At 53.3% G+C, this 17,237-nt stretch carries 10 protein-coding genes; 2 read left to right on the top strand and 8 right to left on the bottom strand.

Features of this window, described 5'->3' with window-relative positions; all coding sequences use genetic code 11:
* Window positions 1-439: 439 nt before the first annotated feature.
* Window positions 440-1,237 (bottom strand): MIP/aquaporin family protein, encoded by a 798-nt coding sequence (locus V0288_RS21465; protein WP_332867224.1) that lies wholly within the window; start codon window positions 1,235-1,237, stop codon window positions 440-442.
* A 717-nt stretch (window positions 1,238-1,954) separates the two neighbouring features.
* Between V0288_RS21465 and V0288_RS21460 the strand changes: the two genes are divergently transcribed.
* Window positions 1,955-2,401 (top strand): GUN4 domain-containing protein, encoded by a 447-nt coding sequence (locus V0288_RS21460; protein WP_332867223.1) that lies wholly within the window; start codon window positions 1,955-1,957, stop codon window positions 2,399-2,401.
* Between the two features lie 265 nt (window positions 2,402-2,666).
* On the opposite strand, the gene V0288_RS21455 is transcribed toward V0288_RS21460, so the two are convergent.
* The 7 genes from V0288_RS21455 to V0288_RS21425 form a co-directional block, all read right to left on the bottom strand.
* Window positions 2,667-2,813, bottom strand: coding sequence for a hypothetical protein (locus V0288_RS21455; protein WP_332867222.1), 147 nt, complete (start codon window positions 2,811-2,813; stop codon window positions 2,667-2,669).
* Between the two features lie 402 nt (window positions 2,814-3,215).
* The gene (locus V0288_RS21450; protein WP_332867221.1) at window positions 3,216-3,845 is read right to left on the bottom strand and encodes a hypothetical protein; all 630 of its coding nucleotides are present in this window, start codon (window positions 3,843-3,845) and stop codon (window positions 3,216-3,218) included.
* Between the two features lie 225 nt (window positions 3,846-4,070).
* Window positions 4,071-5,276 carry a glycosyltransferase family 4 protein gene (locus V0288_RS21445; RefSeq protein WP_332867220.1) on the bottom strand — a complete coding sequence of 402 codons (1,206 nt, stop codon included), beginning with the start codon at window positions 5,274-5,276 and terminating at the stop codon, window positions 4,071-4,073.
* Window positions 5,277-5,281: 5 nt separating this feature from the next.
* The gene (locus V0288_RS21440) at window positions 5,282-5,587 is read right to left on the bottom strand and encodes a PqqD family protein (protein ID WP_332867219.1); all 306 of its coding nucleotides are present in this window, start codon (window positions 5,585-5,587) and stop codon (window positions 5,282-5,284) included.
* A 218-nt stretch (window positions 5,588-5,805) separates the two neighbouring features.
* On the bottom strand, window positions 5,806-6,072 hold the full coding sequence (locus tag V0288_RS21435; RefSeq protein WP_332867218.1) for a hypothetical protein: 267 nt from the start codon (window positions 6,070-6,072) through the stop codon (window positions 5,806-5,808).
* A gap of 59 nt (window positions 6,073-6,131) precedes the next feature.
* Window positions 6,132-6,353, bottom strand: a complete 222-nt coding sequence (locus V0288_RS21430; RefSeq protein WP_332867217.1) for a hypothetical protein — start codon at window positions 6,351-6,353, stop codon at window positions 6,132-6,134.
* Window positions 6,354-6,965: 612 nt separating this feature from the next.
* Entirely contained in the window at window positions 6,966-7,862 is an 897-nt protein-coding gene (locus V0288_RS21425; RefSeq protein WP_332867216.1) for a hypothetical protein, read from the bottom strand.
* Window positions 7,863-8,822: 960 nt separating this feature from the next.
* On the opposite strand from V0288_RS21425, the gene V0288_RS21420 reads away from it, so the two are divergent.
* Window positions 8,823-17,204, top strand: coding sequence for a SpvB/TcaC N-terminal domain-containing protein (locus V0288_RS21420; RefSeq protein ID WP_332867215.1), 8,382 nt, complete (start codon window positions 8,823-8,825; stop codon window positions 17,202-17,204).
* The last annotated feature ends 33 nt before the right edge of the window (window positions 17,205-17,237 follow it).

Here is a 17,237-nt window from a genome sequence, read left to right as displayed (position 1 = left end):
ATCTGTTTTCCCCTGTCATTTCTGTCTTCCTGTTCCCTAGTGTGACGGAAGAGGGATTAGGTTGCTTTCTTAGGCTCTGTTTCACCGTGGGAACTCCCCTTTAGCGCCAGTGTCCGGGCATAGCCCCGGTCTGATCGCGCCCTGCTTCCAGCTTCGACCTCCCGAATTCCGAGTCGGGTCATCGTGGACAGATAGGGAGTCATACCCGAGTCTAGTAGGCGGGACTTTCACCCGCATCAGATCGAGAGTTCAAGGCTACTCTAGGATTTCACCTTGGGTAACTTGTTCGAGGACTGCCTCTATTCGGTTACCAACGAATCGCACTCCGAGAAGTATTGGCTCTCGTCTAGCCGGGGGGTGAGAGGGGAGGGGATCTCGATCGGCTAAACGTATCGATCGCCCGCTCGCTCCCGAGCGAACGACCGCGCTCTTTTTCTCGTCACGTATCACCCGGATTTTCCCCCCCGGCGGCTTTTACCTCCGATCGCTTCGGATTCCCGTGCAGTAGCCAGGCGAGAATAACGGCGAGTAACGCTCCCGCGACGGGGCCGAGGAGGTAAATCCAGATCTGCTCTAGATGCCCGCTAACCAACGCCGGCCCGAGCGAGCGTGCCGGATTCATCGACGCTCCACTAACCGGGCCCGCGAAGAGTCCGTCCAGCGCGACCGTACTGCCGACGGCGATCGCCGCGTTGGGGCCGACCAAGCGATGCTGTTCGGCGGTACCGAGAATGACGGTAATGAGCAGGACGGTTAAAACCACTTCCATCCAAAAACCGACCGGAGCCGATAACCCCGGGCCGAGGCGAGTGGCCCCCAGACGGGCGGTATTCCCGAACAGGGTTTTTAAAAAGAACGCGGCCCCGATCGCCCCGAGTAGTTGCGCGCCCCAGTAACCCGGAATCCGTTTCCACGGGAAATCCCGCCGGATAGCGAACGCCAGGGTGACGGCGGGGTTGATATGCGCCCCGGAAATCTCGCCGACGGTATAGATCGTCGCCATGACCATCAGGCCGGGCGCGACCGTTTTGGCGACGTGTCCGAGCGCGTGTCCGGTGGTACTCTCGATCACATCACCTCCCGCCGCTACCAACGTTAACGCGAACGTGCCGAATAATTCGGCGAGAAGCCTCCGCCACTCGATTTTCCGTCTCTCGTCCCGCTCTCGCCCCCGGTCGCCGCTCCCGGCCCGCCCGGCAGTAGAGGGACCGCGGACGTTAACGCGATGACTATCCATAATCGTTCCCCCGCGCCCGTCGGAGCGCCGTGTCCGACGGTTATCGATCGGTGAAAATCTCGTTAAACATGGATTGAGACATCTAGTGTAGATCGCGTCGGGTCCGATCGGGTTCTATCGCGAGCGGGAGGGGCGATCGACGCTCGGAAACCCCGAGGCTATCCTCGCCCACCAGCGTTTGAATTGGAAGGAACGGTTCGCTCGAAATTCCCCCGCCCCTACAGACGCGAGTTGCCGGGTTGACTTTTCGGGATTCCCGAAACCTGATCGCGATGGTTTCAAAGTCTTCGATCGCCCGATTTGTTAACGCTCTTTCATCACTCTCGGATCGGCACTGATTCCCCGATCGCTTGCGATCCTTCCTAGAAAAGGATTCCGCTCGTGAATTACTAACAGTTTCTCTCGTTCGGGGCGTGACGACCCTCTCTTCTCGTGAAATTCTGATCCAGCAAGCGTTTCCGCTGATGATTCCAACCGTAACCCACCCCGTAGTGATCAAAAAGCGTTAACTTCCTAAACCTCATCGCGCATCTCGCGGGCAACGATCGCCTAACATAGGAATATCGGATTCGGGGCGATGGCGATTTTTTAAATTTGGTATTATGACAGCGAACGGTTATCGGATGGAAACCTCCTAGGATTTCCGATCGTTTTCGCGGTAACGTTTGAGGATCGCTTGTATTTTTCGAGGCACGATACAGTACGGGATTTACCGAAATGGCCACCGATTATCAACCCCTAGAGGACTTATTACAACAACAAAAATGGCGGGAAGCGGACGCGGAAACCGCCGGATTAATGCTCCAGATCGCCAACCGAACGAGTGAGGGATGGCTACGACAAGAGGATATTAATAATTTCCCCCGCGAGGAGTTACGGGCTATGGACCGGCTGTGGGTGAAATACAGTGACGGTCGATTCGGTTTTTCCGTCCAGCAAAAAATCTATCAGGGTCTCGGCGGAACTTCCGATTATAATGTGGTCGCCTGGAACGCTTTCGGGGATACCGTAGAATGGCGAGTTAACAATAGCTGGATACACTACCAAGAGGCAACCTTCGACCTAAAAGCACCCCGAGGTCATCTGCCGTTCGGATGGGTGCGTCGCGGTGGTGCTAGGGTTCGGGAGTGTCTTCTCTCTCTCGTCGATACGGATGACAACTAATCGATACGGCTTCCCCCCGAGAATTCTCCGAACTATTCGCGGGCGCGCGTTGCCCGAAAAAAGTAAATCCTAGAGCATCGGCGGCTAGATGCTTGTCGATGTTATTTGCCGCTTTTTCGGGTCTACACCCGCATCGGGGGCATTTTTCGTCGAGCGCGAGTCCACAAGGACAAGTGCAATCCATTTAGGCTTTTGACCCTCCCGCGCACTTGTCCGCACCAGACAACGGGAACCCCGAAATATTCAGAATCTTTAGGGGCTGAAGCTATTTACGTTTCGCCGTGGTCTGGGGGGTGAGGGTTATTTTCGCCGTGGTCTGGGGGGTGAGGGTTATTTTCGCCGTGGTCTGGGGGGTGAGAGGGCCGGTAGCCGAAGGCGAGAAATCACCAAAGGCAAAACGGGACTGGTTCAAACCCGCTATCGGGGAATGAGTTGTAAGTTGAGGTTCGCAGTACGCTTTCTTCATGTTTTTAGACTGTGATGGTAAGGGATTACCGATTTTAAGGTTTAGGTCGTCGACACGACAGATCGATACACACAAAAACTTTTTTCGAGCGTAGCACGAAGAATCCGCTTAAATCTGTAACACTATATACATGAACCTCGGGGTGCGGTCCGACGATACAACGCCAGAGGTTAACCCGCCACGGGGGAACAAGCGGCTACAAGCCTAAAAGGACAAGGGATCGAGACCGACAACCCCCTAAAGAAATAAAGTAGATCTATCAAGCTCGATTTTATGTGTAGCCCGCGGTCTATTCCAAGGGTGCCAAGTCTGCCGGCGAGAATTTTCAAAGCCGGGGAATCCCGCTTTCTAAAAATTATATTTTTCAAATAAATCCTTGGCGATTTGAGTTTTTTCTTCGAGGGATCTCCCCATAAAATGATAGATAAATTGTCCGTCGTTGGCATGGATATCATACAACCAATAAGAATTCATTTCATTCATCGGAAATATATCCATCTCTAGTCCCTCGGCATACATTTTGGCGATCACGTCTTGCTCGTGATAAACGTTCATTTTTCTATCTCTCATCTCTTCCTCGGCTAATCGAACACATTGTTCTAAAATCTCGATAGCCTGGGGATTGACGATAAATGCACCGGTGTTAATTAATCCGCCACCATTTTTCCCATTCTCCGAGAAGGCGATCGCCGTTCTCATTTTTGCAATAATACTTTCTAATTTAATACTTCTATTTAAAACAACGGCATCTGCATCTAAACAAAAAATATGGGTGTACTTGTCGATTTTCAGAAGTTCGATCGTCGCAAAAATTTTACCCCATTGGGGAGCGTAATCCTCTCTTTCAACTAAAGGAACTTCTAAATATTCATAATAATGAAGTTCACAATATTTTTTATTCAATTTAGTAGCATAGTTGGAATAATCATAAATTTCGGGACTGGTTACTTGAAAAAAACAAATTTTTAAATCGGGCATAATCCTTCTGAGATTGTTATAATTTCCTCGAAAAATATTGTTCCAGTTCTGTCAATATCCTGTAGGGATTTCCTTAAGAATAGAAGCTGTTCGATATCTAAATTGCTGGAGTGAGCTAAACTAGATCAGGAGTTCAGCGAACAGAATACGCGATTAAAATAACGAACAGCTTAACAGTTGGTCCGACGAGTCCCAAAATTTTAGAGGCTTCTCTAGGACTACATTTTAGCGATCGGATTCCTTACGTCTAGATATCAAATCCTCATAGATCTGGAGCAATTGACGTTGCAGGATCGTCTCATCACACCGCTCGACGACAACTTGCCGCGCTCGGGCGAGATGTTCTTTTCGCTCTTGGCTAGGTTGATTCACAATTTTAATCATGGCCTCGGCTAAAGCGGATGTGTTTTCTGGTTCTACCAAAGTACAAAATTCCGTGATAAAAGTACCTTGATAGGCTAATAGATCACAGGTAATCACCGGACGTTCGCAAGCGATCGCTTCAACCACTGTAGAAGGAAAGGCATCCTGTTTAGGATAATTAACGATCACATCGGATACGTTATAGAGGGTAGGCATTAAATCGTACGGGAAGCCAGGTAGCCAGCGAATATTCTCCAGGATTCCCAGTTCCCCCGCTTTCTTGCAGATTTTATCGTAAACCGACGATGCTTCTTCGGCCAGAAAGGAACGTCCCATCGATGAAAACACGATGATTGTCGGTCTTGTAAATCGGGAATAGGCTAGCGCGTAGGCATCATATATCTGTTCGTGGTTGTACAATTCCGCTAAACCTCGGGGTGAAAGCAAAACCGTGGTATCTTCTTTAGCTCTAAATAATTCCCAACGCCACTTCTGTAAATCCCTAGTGACTCCCGGACAAAAATGTTGGGTATTTGTCCCTAAAGGCATTAATTCCACCCGCCGATCCTGGTTCAGCAGTGGCTTAGAGTTTTCTACTAAAATCGGTGTTTCCACAATCAACACGTCGGTTTTCTCGAACACTTGAGCGACTCTATCCGTATGATCGTCGCGATAGTCTTTCTCGACCTCTAATACCTCTTTGGATTTGATCAGATGATTTAAAAAGCCCCAGGCGGAAACGACAAGGGGGCGTACATTGGCCAGGGCGCAAAATTGGGCGTGCCAACCGATGGCGTGGACGTGGATAACGTCGGGTTGGAATTCGTCTACAAGTTTCCGCAACGGTTCGGCATTCTCCTCCGCCATTCGAGGTTCGTGGGCGTAGATATCGGTAATTTCCTCGCGGTACTTTTGCAAAACGGTGGGAAAAAAACGATAATTATCGGGGGGGTGATTTTCGTAAGGATCGTCATCTCCCAATAGCCAAACTTCATGCCCGGATTTTACCACCCAGTCTAAGGGTCGTGTCAGGGCAACGCCGCCGGAACCAACGATTAATACACGCATTGTAATTACTTCCTGACAGTTGAGGGATCGCTAATTTCTACCAGTTCAGCGTTGACCAACCGCTCGATAAATTCGAGCAGGTCTTTTTTACACTTTTCCGGATCTACGTCATACTCTTCCAAGAGTCTGTTATAGGCCGTTTGGATAGAGTCCGATTCGGTTAGACTCAATAACATTTGTGTGGCGATTTCGTTTTGAGTAAAATACAATTCACTTTTTAGATCGAGCAAAACGGATTTACCGCCTAAGTGCTGGAGTAAAACCTCTGTAGATAGGGATACTTTTTGTTGGAGAGAGATTTCGGCTGTCATGTTCCTAGGAAATATCGAGAAATTTTGCCCTTCGAGCCGTACACCCGCCACGAGTGGTGGGATGGTCGGTTTTTCCCGTTCGATCGGAAAAGGAACGCGGAATCATGGTTTCAAGCTCCTTCTCGGTTTTCTAGGAGTCAATACATCGACTATAGAATTAGAGATAGAGATGGATTCCGCGATCGCTCTCCTTGAAAGATAACGAAAAAAATTAGGATCTACTGGCTTTCTTTTTTGCGTTTGGTGACTACGCCGATCCCGGCGATCGATAATAAACCGAGAACGGTGGCGGCTTCGGGAGTGGCCGCAAAGGTGACGGTTGAACTATGTAGATCCTGAACGCCGCTGAAAACACCATGAGAGCCAAAATCACTTAAGAGAGTCCCGTAAGTACCGTTCTCGAAATGTATAGAGAAGGCGTTACCCGTGAAAGGATTATCCTGAGCGGCGAATGAACTCGCCGTGCTAGTTCTGCCAGTAGCCATGAAAGTATTCGCGAATATCCGTGTTAAATTGGCGAGGACGTTAAAGGGGAGCGGGTAGACTAAACTGACGGGGGCGAAAGTAATAAAAATCGAGGTGCGGCGAAGGTTCCATCCCCATCCGGTAATTCGATCGTTCCCTGTACGGTTCCGTTAATAAGTCCCCGCACATTACTGAAAGAGAAAGTAAAGGTAGCGGCACCGGCTACTTCGGAAAGGGTGCAGGTAGCCACCACCGCTAGGAAAAGGGGTAGGGAACGGCAAAACGACATTTTATGTAGCATATCAAACGATTAGGGTCTGTTATGTATGCGTTACTGTATCTTTCCTTTACTGAGTTTGTCAAGTCCTAAATAATTGTGTCGTGATATATTTAATACTTTTTTTAGAGATCTAAAAAAAAACACAAGATCTTTCAGGAAATATTTAATATTTTTTTATCAATTCTCTAGAAATATTGTAACCGTTCAGGGGGGGGCTGAAAAAATGCACTATATCAAATCAAGGGAGATCAGGACGAAAACTAGACTCAATTTGATTTTTTACAGATTTTTCTAAGTAGTCAAAAGTGTTATTGCCCTCCTGGAATTGTCTTTTAGCCATTTTGTCCACACTTTGTCTTTGAGTTAAATCGCCTGAAATGCCTATTAAGTAAGGTGTTCGGCTCATGAGTTCAATTCGGCACCCCCCCTGAACGGTTACCGACGGGGAGTAGTTCGAGCGATCGCTTGACCGCTAGGTGTCTTTGATTTCTAATGCCAAAAACTACTTTCACAACGGGCGATCGTTAATCAGCTATTCCCGTTCTTCGCCACGGATATTATGTAGTTGTTGCCGAACCCAGGCTTACGGATGGACGGCTCTAAGGGTCAATTTTTGAGCCGTCCGAATCCTCATTATTTTGAAAAATCCGGTATCTTTCGAGATTCTTCTATAGGATCGGGGATTCGGGTGAAGCTTTCATAGTTTAGTTTTTTCCTGGCTATTTTTTGTAGTTTATAATCTTTCTCGTTGAACGCCTTATCCAAGGGGAAGGGATGAAACGAGGGAATATTTTCCAGACATCTATTGATAAATCCGATATGATTGAATTCACAATAGGAATAGTGATTAAAGTAAAACTCTACTTTTTCGTTAATTTCACCTTTAACATCTATATAGTGAATTTCTGTTCCAGGAATAAAGTCCTTCGTCTGAACTATCGATTTAGGACAGGGATGTATCCAAGCATCTTTCGGGACGTTACCCGAAAACATGGTTTGTAAATTAACCACATCTACTATATCGCATACTCTCGTGTATGGATTCCATCTACGAAATGGCCGGCCGTACATCCAATGAGACGATCGATTCACATCTAGGTTTACCTCACCCATGAGGAACTCGTCAAGATCGGTAAACGCCGTCCATGTATTTTCCCGTAGGTTTTCTACATAGTGAGCGAAGGCGATATGCTGTTGATACATAATCTTCCCGTTTTCAATGGGTGCCCATCGAACCTTCTCTACATTATATTTTGAAAATATTTCCGCTTCGATGCTCTCTAGGTCTGTGTCCGATAAATGGGCGGTTACTTCGGCGATATTTTCTCCCCGTAGATTTTTTCCGTCGGTGACAATACTGTGTCCATCAAAGAGATGGTTAGAGCCAGTGTTATCGTACAGGAAGAATTTATCAACTCCCATCATCGTATGCCAGGCTAACCATTCTTCCAGAATAAAGATATTTTCTCGCGGGATATATACGGTCATTATATGGAATGGTAAGCCGCCAAGAGATTCTCGATTAATCATCGGTACCGTGATATACTTTATGGAATATTTTAGCACAGTATGCTGACGAGTTGACAAGGAAAGCTACAAAGCAGATAGGATAAGGCTTGCCGCCCTCATTCCCCATTGACAATTAGCCCGTTTCCCCGGACTTAAATTCATTAACGCCCGCATTTCTATCTCGAACCTTTGTAGGGATTCAATCCGAGAGAGAGCGTGTATTCCTAAATAAAAGTCACTGCGCTGTCGTTCAGTACCTCCTTTTTCTTTGAGATGTTGGTGGCTCATTATCGGGTCTGATTTGTTATTGTTAATGATCGGATAATACCTGATGAGCCTTTTTTCGCCAAATCTTGAAGCTGACGCGTTTCATTTTTGAATTGGTGAAGCCTTATTAAATTATGGTCATCCCGAAATTTTCGATAGTGATCAAGGAAGCCAGTTCACATCGAAAGAATTTACCGGGTGTCTACAGGAGGCAAACATCGAGATTAGTAGGGATGGGCGAGGACGTTGCATAGCGTCCCTATACTTCGATCGCCCGCGGGATTTTCAAGAGAGCTTCGGGAAAGAGAAAAGGATCGAAATTTTCCGTTTTTACCGAACCGATAAAAGAGAGTAACGCTCAAAGTACGGGGTCTCTCAAAAATCGCGATTGATTTCTCTTTTTCCTTTTATCCCTCGGCTAAAATCCGAAAGTTTGTACTCATCTACTTTATCGATCGTCTCTCAACATCGTTTTCGACCGATCTAAAGAAGTGAAGATCGCTCTAGCTCCGATTCCCCATCGTTTTCGACCGGTCTAAAGAAGTGAAGATCGCTCTAGCTCCGATTCCCCGTTCTTTCTACCCCTCAACAATCGGAAACTAATTAAATTTTTCTAAACTTTTTCGGGCCGTGGACGGAGATAAGATAATAATAAATTTCGGAGTCAACTCTCTTGGGAGGTAGATATGTGATCCCGAGACGGACTAATTATACATGAGCGATAAATCTGGCGTATCATCACGGGTTCTCTCTTTACCGAAGGGGGGAGGCGCGCTCGCGGGAATCGGGGAAAAATTCTCTCCCGACCTCTACACGGGAACCGGCAATCTCTCCATTCCCATCACCATTCCCACCGGTCGTAACGGTTTTCAACCGCAATTGACCTTGAGCTATAGCGCGGGTAACGGCAACGGATTCTGGGGTTTAGGATGGGGCATCGGCATCCCGTCCATCTATCGTAAGGCTTCCAAGGGAATTCCCCGCTACGACGACGATCGAGATACCTTTCTACTCGCCGGCGCTGAAGATCTCGTGCCGGTCGAACAACAGCCCGGAAAAACTCGCTACCAGCCCCGAACCGAGGGCTTATTCGCTAAAATATTCCATTACCGTCAGGGAAAGCAGAATTATTGGGAAGTCCGCGATAAAGACGGAACGGTAAATTTTTACGGAACCCCGGCGGTCGAGGGGGAAGATCCCGCCACGATCGCCGACCCCCGCGAGCGGTCCCGCGTTTTCGCGTGGCAGATCACCCGCACGATCGATCCCTTCGGCAATTGTATCGAGTACCGCTACGAGCGAGATCGCTCGATAGCCGGACGGTGGGATCAACTGTACCCGAGCGAGATCCGCTACGGGGACTATGGAGATCGCCAGAACCCGCGATTTTTAATTCAAATTAAATTTATTTACGAGAACGATCGACCCGATGCCTTTTCCGGATATCGATCGGGTTTCGCTATCCGTACCGCGCGCCGTTGTACGGGGATCGAGGTGTGGACGGAGGGAAAACTCGCTCGCGTGTATCGTTTCCTATACCTCGACCGACGGAATAATCCGGACTATTTGCGAACCCTGCTCCCGGAAAACCTTCTCGACATCGCTTTTGTCCCGAACCTCGCCGAAAAACTGCCCGTGAACGGGGTTTCCCTGCTCTCGCAGATTTGGACGATCGGTCGGGACGGGGAAGCGAGCGAGGCTCTACCCCCGATCGAGTTCGATTACAGTCGTTTTGAACCGTCGGGGCGGAAATTTTTCCCGGTCGCGGGTGCCGACCTGCCCCGGAGGTCTCTAGCGCACCCGGACTACGAACTCGCCGATCTCTCCGGTAATGGATTACCGGATATCGTGGAAATTAACGATACTATCCGCTACTGGCGCAATTTGGGCGAGGGACGGTTCGATCGACCGCGAACCATGGACGAAGCTCCCGTCGGCCTAAAGTTGAGCGATTCGGGGGTGCAACTGCTCGATGCCGACGGGGACGGACGCGTGGACTTGCTGGTGTCCGGGGAAGGGATCGCGGGCTATTTTTCCCTACACTACGGCGGGAGGTGGGATCGACGCTCGTTTCAACCCTACGCGGTCGCGCCGGGTTTTAATCTCGAAGATCCCGAGGTGAAACTGCTCGATCTCACCGGGGACGGTGTCACCGACGCGCTCCGCTCGGGAACGACCTTTGAATGCTTTTTTCAGGATTCTAAGACAGGATGGCGAGAAACCCGCCGCGTGTCCCGAAAATCCTTATCCGGCTTCCCGAACGTGAACTTTTCCGATCCCCGCGTGAAATTGGGCGATATGTCGGGCGACGGGTTACAGGATATTCTGCTCGTGAGCGACGGCGCGATTCAATACTGGCCGAATCTGGGCTACGGGAATTGGGGCGATCGCTTGGAGATGAAAAACAGCCCCCGGTATCGCTACGGGTACGATCCCCGGCGGATTCTCGTCGGCGACGTGGACGGGGACGGGTTAGCCGATATCGTCTACGTGGACGATCGGAAAGTGATTCTCTGGATCAATCGCTCCGGTAACGGTTGGAGCGAACCGATCGAGATTAAAGGAACCCCTCCCGTCACCGACGCGGACGGGGTGCGATTGGTGGATCTGTTGGGAACCGGCGTCGCGGGGGTGTTGTGGAGCCGCGATACCGACGGCCGGGGCGATCGGGGAATGTTCTTCCTCGATTTTACCGGGGGAGTAAAACCTTACCTCCTGCGGGAAATGGACAACCATCGCGGGGCCGTCACCCGGATCGACTACCGATCCTCGATCGGGGATTATCTCGAAGATGAAAAACAGCCGGCCACGCGCTGGCGGGCCTCCCTCCCCTTCCCGGTACAGGTGGTCGCCAGAGTGGACATTCTCGATCGATTGTCGAACGGGAAACTAGTCACCGAATACCGCTACCATCACGGCTATTGGGATGGCGCGGAACGGGAATTCCGGGGGTTCGCGCGGGTAGATCAACGAGATACGGAAGAATTCGGGCGATTTAATCAAAATTCCGCCGCCCCCATCGCGCCGGAACAGTTTTCCCCGCCGTTAGAAACGCGGACTTGGTTCCATCAGGGGGCGGTCTTTCAGGAATCCGGCGAGTGGCGGGCGCTCGATCTCCGTCACGAGTATTGGTCGGGAGATCCGAACGCCTTCGCTCCCGATCGATTCGCCGACGCTTTCCCGTCGCGTCTGTCGCGCTCGGCCCGGCGCGACGCCCTGCGAACCCTGAAAGGAAGTATCCTCCGGACGGAAGTTTACGCGCTCGACGGCAAGCCGGAGAGCGATCGACCCTACACGGTGAGCGAATCCCTGACGGGAGCGCGAGAAGTGTATCCCCTCGACCCGGCGCGGGACGATCTCCCGCCTATTTTCTTTCCCGCGCCCCTCGCGAGCCGTACCACCCAATGGGAACGGGGCGACGATCCGATGACCCAATGCGAGTTCACGGGGGAATACGACGAGTACGGGCAATTGTTAGCCCGAATTAGCGTTGCCGTGCCTAGGGGAAGGGATTACCGCGTCCGGGTCGAGCGAGCGGAAGAACCCTATCTCGTGACCTATTCGGAAACCACCTACGCGCGTCGCGATGATGCCTCCCGTTTTCTCGTCGATCGGGTCGCGAAAAATACGGAATACGAGATTATCAACGACGGAACCGCCGACGCGCTAGGTTTACGCGAACAGATCCTCGCGGGACTCGCCCCGCGAACGTTAATCGACCAAACCCTGAACTTTTACGATCGCGACCCCTCGCGGCCGGACGCGGGCGCTTTTCGAGGACTGCCCTTCGGACAGGTGGGCGATTACGGCGCGCTCGTCCGGACGGAAAGTTTGGTCCTCACCGCGGAGATCGCGGGGCGAGCCTATCAACAGGACGGAAGCAACCTATTCCCTCCCTATCTCCGGGCGCGAGAATTCCCCGCCGGGACGAATCTCGCGCTAGTGTCCAACGGGGCGAGGGCTACGGCCTCTTCCACCTACGACGGGGAAAATCCACCGGGCGCGGCGATCGATGGCAACCGTCTCGGTTCGGTCTGGCCGCCGGCCTGGGCCGATAACACGCCGGGGGAATACCCGGATTGGTTGGAAGTGGCTTTCGCGGGAACGAAAACGATCGACGAGATCGATCTGTTCTGTTTGCAGGACGCGAAAGGAGACGGACAGATCCCCGTCGAACCGACCCCCGATCTCGCGTTCACGAAATACGGCCTCGTGGACTTCGAGATCCAAACCTGGAACGGGAAACGCTGGGTAACGGTTCCGGGGGGAAACGTGACGGGTAATCATAAGATCTGGCGAAAATTCACCTTTCCCCCGATTAGTACCGATCGAATCCGCGTCCTCTGTCATAAAGCGGCATCGGCCTATAGCCGCGTGGTGGAGGTGGAGGCCCACGAAAAAGACACCGGGCGGAACGTGGCGCTGGCCGCCAACGGGGGAAAGGCCACGGCTTCCTCGATCGTTCAACCCTTCCCCCCGAACCGCGCCATCGACGGCGATTTTAACGGGTCTTGGATCGGGCGAACTCCCTTTTCTTTCCCCGGCTGGTTAATCGTCGATCTGCCGGGCTTACAGGCGATCGATCGGGTCGATGTTTTTTCGGTACCCGATCGACCCGGTTCGGTCGTTGACGAGAATCTAACTTTCGATTATTACGGTCTGACGGATTTCGAGGTGCAGTATCTCGGGGAAGACGACTGGATCACGGTTCCGGGGGGGAATATCACCGGGAATAATAAAGTTTGGCGGAAAATCACCTTTCCCGCGACGATCACCTCGAAAGTCCGTCTACTGATCCGGCGAACCGCGGACGGACAGGTACGCGTTCCCACCCTCGCGGTGTATAGCGCGGGCGGAGATCGATTCCTTAGCGATTACCCGGCGGATTTTCTCTCCTCGCTGTCGGGATCGACCGATAGTACCCGCTCGCCCCTGATTCCTTTGCCCCTCGGCTACGGCTACTCGATCGGCGACGCGCCCTTCGCGGCCGGCTATTTCGTGGCCACCACCCGTTCCCGGTACGATTTCCACGAATCCCCCGACGGCAGGGGCCGGGGACTGGTGAAAACCACCCGCGATCCCCTGGGACGGGATACGAATATCGCGTACGACGCTTACGAACTACTGCCGATCGCCGTTACCGACCCGGCCGGACTGACCGCGCGCGCCACCTACGATTACCGCCTGCTGGAGATCGTCGAGTCCACCGACTCCAACGGGAACCGAACCGCGTTTACTTTCACGCCTTCGGGATTGCTGAAAGAAACGTGGCTGACGGGAAATCCCGCTAAAATCGAGGGCGATCGACATAGGGCGAGTTCGAGTTTAACCTACGACTTCTTCGCCTTCGCGCGCGAGGGGCGACCGATTTCCGTCCGCAGTGTTCGCTATCTCCATCACGACACGGAAACCGACGTTCCCCTCCCGCGACGGGACGAAACGATCGAGAGTCGCGAGTATTCCGACGGTTTCGGTCGATTATTGCAAACGCGGGTTCAAGGGGAAACTATCCGCTTCGGCGATGCCGTTTTCGGGGGGGGGAAAGAAATTTTACCCGCCGAACCGGGTGACGGCGCGGGAACGGCCTTAGTCGGTCGGGAGAATAGCGATCCAGAGAATTCTAACGTGATCGTGAGTGGTTGGCAGATTTACGACAATAAAGGTCTCGTTGTGCGGAAATACGAGCCGTTTTTCTCCACAGGATGGGATTACGCGTCTCTAGAGGATTTTCAATACGGGCGGGAAGTCACCATGTTCTACGACCCCCGCGGTCAGGTCGTTCGCACCGTGAACCCGGACGGCTCGGAACAGCGGGTGATCTCCGGAATCCCGCGGGATCTGGAGAATCCCGACCGTTATCTGCCGACCCCTTGGGAAACCTATACCTACGACAGCAACGACAACGCCGGACGGACTCACGCCGATCGCTCCCGATCGTACCGACACCACTGGAATACTCCCGCCAGTAGCCGTTTGGATGCCCTGGGACGGACGGTAGAGAGTATCGAACGCCATCGGGACTCGATCGACTCGCCGATTGTCGATTACCGCACGCGCTCGACCTACGATATCCGCGGCAATCTCCTCACCGTTACCGATCCGCTAGACCGGTTGGCCTTCCGCTATACCTACGATCTCGCCGATCGCGCGCTGAAAATCGAGCAGATGGACGGGGGCTATCACTGTACGGTCTGGGATGCCGCGGGAAAGGCGATCGAGCAGAGGGATAGTAAAGGTTCTCTCGATCTACAACAGTTCGATCGTCTCGGTCGTCCGGTACGGCTGTGGGCGCGCGATAACGCCGGCGAGGAGATCACCCTCCGCGAGCGCGTCCTCTACGGCGATAGTCCGGAGTCCGGGTTAACGCCCCTAGAGGCGAGTGACGCTAATCTTTTGGGGCAACCGTACCGGCATTACGACGAGGCCGGGAAATTAACCTTTACCGCCTACACTTTCCGGGGAAAACCGCGGGAAAAAGGGCGACAGGTCATTCGAGATAGTCAACTGGCCGGGGTGTTCGCCGGCGCGGGAGACAACGGCTGGAAAGTACAGCCCTATCGGGTGAACTGGCATCCCCCCGAGGGAATAACTTTAGAAACCCACGAGGCGAGCCTGTTAGAAGAGAAGGTCTACGAAACCTCGATCGAGTACGATGCCCTCGATCGGCTCAAACGGCTGTACTACCCCCGTACCGTCCGGGGCGATCGACCGGAACTCCTGCCCCGCTACAACCGGGCCGGCGCGTTAACGGGGGTGACGCTGGACGGGAGCGTGTATATCCACCGTATCGACTACAACGCCAAGGGACAGCGGACTTTTATCGCCTACGGCAACGGTACGATGACCCGGTACGCCCACGATCCGCTGACCCTGCGCCTCGTTCGAGCGCGATCGGAACGGTATAGCCAGCCCGATCCGCTGACCTACCGACCGACCGGCGCGCCGTTACAGGATTTCGCCTACGGGTACGACCTCGCGGGAAATCTCCTAGAACTGCGGGAAAGGGTGCCGGATTGCGGGGTGATCGGCACTCTAGAAGGGAAAGACGCGCTCGATCGACGGTTCACCTACGATTCCCTCTATCGTTTACTGTCCGCCACCGGGCGGGAATGCGATCGACCGCCCGATCGACCGCCCTGGGACGATCGACCGCGTTGTGCCGATATCACCCGCGCCCGTCCCTATACGGAGCGTTACGAGTACGATCGCGCGGGCAATCTCGGCCGGATGCAACACCTGCACCACGCCGGCGATGGAAGCGTTACCGGTCGCGAGCGTCGCTTCACGATGGTCCCGGGGGGGAATCGTCTGCGCTCGATCGCCGTCACCCATCCCGCGGTCGAAAATCTCACCTATCAGTACGCCTACGATCCGGGCGGGAATTTAATCCAAGAGAACCTCACCCGTTTCTTCGAGTGGGATCACGCCAACCGGCTGAAAGCGTTCCGGGTACAAACGGATAACGCGGAACCGTCGATCCACGCCCACTATCTCTACGATGGCACCGGCCAGCGGGTGAAAAAATTCCTCCGTAAACAGGGGGGGGAATGGGAGATCACGGTTTATATCGACGGGATTCTGGAATATCAACGGATCGTTAGCCCGAGTCCGTCCGGTGGAAAGGACGATCCCGTTCTCTTGAGCGCGGGATCGGTTAGTCCGGTGCAAGGCGATCCCGGCGAAACGCCACCGATCTATAGTCCTTTCCCGGACGATCGAGCGACGGTTCGGGAGAACAATACCCTGCACGTTCTCGACGAGAACGCCCGGATCGCGACCGTTCGGGTGGGAGAAGCGTTCCCGGACGATAACAGTCCGGCGGTTCAATATCACCTGAGCGATCACCTCGGCAGTAGCCATCTCGTCCTCGATCGCGCGGGGGATTGGGTGAACCGCGAGGAGTACACGCCCTACGGGGAAACCGGCTTCGGCGGTTTTAGCCGGAAACGCTATCGGTATACCGGTAAGGAGCGGGACGAGGAAAGCGGCTTCAATTATCACGGGGCGAGGTATTACGCGCCGTGGTTGGGCCGGTGGGTCGCCCGCGATCCCCTGGGCCTGAAAACCGGTACGAACGCCTACCGCGCCTTTCTCAACTCCCCGCTCAACTACGTCGATCCGACGGGAACGAGCGAATCGTCGAACACGCTGGGGCAAGTGGGAGAAGCCATGCAGAAAGATTTCTCGGACGCGGTGAACGATCTGCGGCAAGCTTTCCGCAAGCGCAAAATTTTTTACCGATACCAGGAAACCCATGTCGGCCCGGACGGGGAGATCGCCCGATCGGATCAGATCGCCGGACGGAAGGGGAAACCCGGAAGGCTGGCCAACGATTTTAAAGCCCGACATATCAATAACAAATTGGTCGAGGTCGGGGAAAACGCGGGGAAACTCGATCGGGGCAAAATCGTCTCGGATGTTCGCCAACAGCTAGATTCCGCCGAAAGACGGGTCGGCATATCGGGCGCGAAAAAGGAAAACCAAGTTTTTACCCTTTTCGGCGAACAGGCGGGCGAGTTTAAGGACGAGTATAAAGCGATCGTCAAAGAAACGCTGGAAAAGTGGAGAAACGAGGCCGTCGGGAATCCCGAACTACGCCGACGGGTTAACGCGGTCGTCACCACCGCGGAGGACTACACGCGGGCGACCAAGGCGGTCGCCCGTAGGGCCGCCGAGGCCGCCGGTTCCTCGGGAGTGACCCAGTTTCTCAAATCGGGCGCGGCAAAAACGGCCTCCGGATTGGCCGCGGCCGGCGGGGTCTTGACCTCGGGAAGCGCGCTGGCGGCCACCAAGTCCGTGGTGATCAAGGCGACCACTGTTGTCGCGCCCGTGACCGCGAAAGCCATGAAAATGGTTCCCATGGTGGGTATCGGCGCGAATCTGGCCTCGGCGACCAACGAATTCAGACAGGGTAACTATATCTCCGGCTCGCTCGATCTGGTCGGCTGTGTCCCGGTTATCGGTGATGTGGTCGACGCGGGACGGCTGGGCGTGGAAGTGGGGACGGCGATCGGGAACGCGATCGATAGCAAGTTCCAAGCCGGTTCCGGCGCGTTGGGGGATTGGTATCGGGTCAATGTCCTCAATCGTTTCTAAAATCGCCCTCGTGGCGGCAATCTCTCGAAAAAC

This window comes from Pannus brasiliensis CCIBt3594 (genome assembly GCF_036688125.1).
Taxonomy (GTDB): domain Bacteria; phylum Cyanobacteriota; class Cyanobacteriia; order Cyanobacteriales; family Microcystaceae; genus Pannus; species Pannus brasiliensis.
This window is presented reverse-complemented; position numbering and strand designations above follow the sequence as displayed.

Bases quoted from the DNA above. Each gene is read 5' to 3' on its own strand.
- V0288_RS21465 (WP_332867224.1), bottom strand. From the start codon at position 1,237: ATGGATAGTCATCGCGTTAACGTCCGCGGTCCCTCTACTGCCGGGCGG.
- V0288_RS21460 (WP_332867223.1), top strand. From the start codon at position 1,955: ATGGCCACCGATTATCAACCCCTAGAGGACTTATTACAACAACAAAAA.
- V0288_RS21450 (WP_332867221.1), bottom strand. From the start codon at position 3,845: ATGCCCGATTTAAAAATTTGTTTTTTTCAAGTAACCAGTCCCGAAATT.
- V0288_RS21445 (WP_332867220.1), bottom strand. From the start codon at position 5,276: ATGCGTGTATTAATCGTTGGTTCCGGCGGCGTTGCCCTGACACGACCC.
- V0288_RS21440 (WP_332867219.1), bottom strand. From the start codon at position 5,587: ATGACAGCCGAAATCTCTCTCCAACAAAAAGTATCCCTATCTACAGAG.
- V0288_RS21435 (WP_332867218.1), bottom strand. From the start codon at position 6,072: ATGGCTACTGGCAGAACTAGCACGGCGAGTTCATTCGCCGCTCAGGAT.
- V0288_RS21430 (WP_332867217.1), bottom strand. From the start codon at position 6,353: ATGCTACATAAAATGTCGTTTTGCCGTTCCCTACCCCTTTTCCTAGCG.
- V0288_RS21425 (WP_332867216.1), bottom strand. From the start codon at position 7,862: ATGATTAATCGAGAATCTCTTGGCGGCTTACCATTCCATATAATGACC.
- V0288_RS21420 (WP_332867215.1), top strand. From the start codon at position 8,823: ATGAGCGATAAATCTGGCGTATCATCACGGGTTCTCTCTTTACCGAAG.